2 protein-coding genes are annotated in these 1,869 nt (G+C 60.7%); one reads left to right on the top strand and one right to left on the bottom strand.

The features are described from left to right. Nucleotides 1–77 precede the first annotated feature (77 nt). The gene (locus tag NW840_RS06380) at nucleotides 78–914 is read left to right on the top strand and encodes a metal ABC transporter permease (protein ID WP_414343173.1); all 837 of its coding nucleotides are present in this window, start codon (nucleotides 78–80) and stop codon (nucleotides 912–914) included. On the opposite strand, the gene NW840_RS06375 is transcribed toward NW840_RS06380, so the two are convergent. Beyond that, nucleotides 883–1,734 (bottom strand): hypothetical protein, encoded by an 852-nt coding sequence (locus NW840_RS06375; protein ID WP_414332345.1) that lies wholly within the window; start codon nucleotides 1,732–1,734, stop codon nucleotides 883–885. The two genes, NW840_RS06380 and NW840_RS06375, sit on opposite strands and share 32 nt — an antisense overlap. Between the last annotated feature and the right edge of the window lie 135 nt (nucleotides 1,735–1,869).

Genomic DNA, 1,869 nt, shown 5'->3' with positions numbered 1-1,869 from the left:
TCAAAGCGCATTCCTCCCGGCACTGACCCTACGGGTACAGTGCGGGGCTCCTGCGATTTCTAGCTGAGGGGAAGGCGATGTTGGAGGGCTGGGTGCGGGTAGTGGAGCTGTTGCAGTTGCCCTTTATGCAGCGGGCCATGCTGGGCGGGATCCTCACCGGCATGACAGGTGGGCTGCTGGGCAGTTTTGTTATTCTGCGGCAACTGTCGTTTTTTAGCGATGCCCTGGGGCATTCGGCTCTGCTGGGGATTGTTTTGGGAGTGCTGCTGGGGCTGAATCCCACCGTGGTGTTGATGGTGTTTGGGGTGGGATTTGCTTTGGGCGTCACCTTTGTCTTGGAGCGCACTCAACTGTCGGCGGATGCGGTGCTGAACATCATCTACTCTTCCTCTTTGGCGCTGGCCGTTATCGCCCTCAGCTTGCTGCCCGGCTATCGGGGCAACCTCAACCAGTTGTTGTTTGGGGAGATTTTGGGGATCAGCCCGGCAGCCCTGTGGACGAGCGGGATCCTCTTGCTGATCAGCTCGGCCTATGTGGGATTGACTTTGCCCTCCCAAATGTTGCTGACCCTGGATGAGCCGCTGGCGCGGGCGCGGGGGGTTCAGGTGGGCTGGCAGAAGCTGGCTTTTGTGGTGTTGCTGGCTGTGGTGGTGGCGCTCTCAATTCGCTCTGTGGGGGTGTTGCTGGTGAGCGCTTTTGTGGTCATCCCAGCCTCGACGGCAAGGCTTTTGGGATCCCGCTTTACAACCTATGTGCTGCTGGCCATAGGTATTGGGGGACTGAGCGCGGTGCTGGGGATGATCGCCTCGGCAACCTTCAACCTGCCCTCCGGCCCCAGCATTGTTGCCACCCAGTTGCTCTTTTTTCTCCTAGCTATGGCGCTCAAGGGGGTGTCGCAACTCCTGCAGCTCTAGCTAGCGGCAATCCAAGAGCTCTCTCGGGCAGCGGCTTTTCCTGCAGAAGCTGGCCAAACAGGCGGCGATAGCTCTCTGGAAAGACCTGCCCGCTGAGGGTGGGCTGCTCGTAGACGCGCTTGAGGGTGTTGAGATCCCGCTTGGTAATGTTGGGCACCCGCAACACCCGCCGATTGCCGGTAGCCGCCGCATGGTGTCCGCCATACATCAGATCCCGCAGGTTCGGGCTATGGCCCCAGAGCCCCAGCCCATGCCCGATCTCGTGTCGGGCCACCGCCGTTATTTCGGCCAACCCCTGTCCTTCTGCAATGACGATGCGCACCCGCTGCTGCAAAGAGCCATCGGAGGCGAAGAAAAACTCCGGGCGGGCCGCCCCAGCCACCCCGCCGCCAATAGGAGGAACGCGGTAAATGCTCATCCCGTAGAAAGCCTCCTCCTCTTTGGCCACCACCTTGAGCGGGATGTAGGCCGACCACTCCTTCACCGCTTGCTCCACGGAGGCCTTCCACTGGGGGTGATCCCCTTGGATGTAGATAGGGACGGGATAGAAGGCCCACTGGGCATAGGCTCCACCTGGCAAAAGCGGCTCGATTTCCTCAAAGTAGTCTCCCACCGCCTTGTCGTAGGCGTAGCGATCCAGGCCGGGGGGGAGTTTGAGCCGCATCGGCTGCGGCAGTTCTCCGGCTTGAGTTTGAGCCTGGGCTTGCAGGGCTTCAATGCCAAAAAAGTGGGGAACCAGCAGGGATCCCCTGCCCCCCACTGCCAGGACGAGGAGCATCGTCCAGCCGAGGATGCAAAGCTGTAGAATGCGCCGCCGCATCAAAGCCGCCCTTTCGCCCTTGTCTTTCTACAAGGTTAGTGGCTCAGAAAGCAAGTGTCGTTCGTTTGACATCCTCCCCGGCCTGAAGGCCGGAGATTCCTACCACGCTGCGCATGGATGGCTCCTTGCGCAGTC

The organism is Synechococcus sp. R5-13, assembly GCF_047462015.1.
Taxonomy (GTDB): Bacteria; Cyanobacteriota; Cyanobacteriia; order Thermostichales; family Thermostichaceae; genus Thermostichus.
The sequence above is the reverse complement of the archived record's forward strand: the minus strand, read 5'-3'. Positions and strand labels throughout refer to the sequence as shown.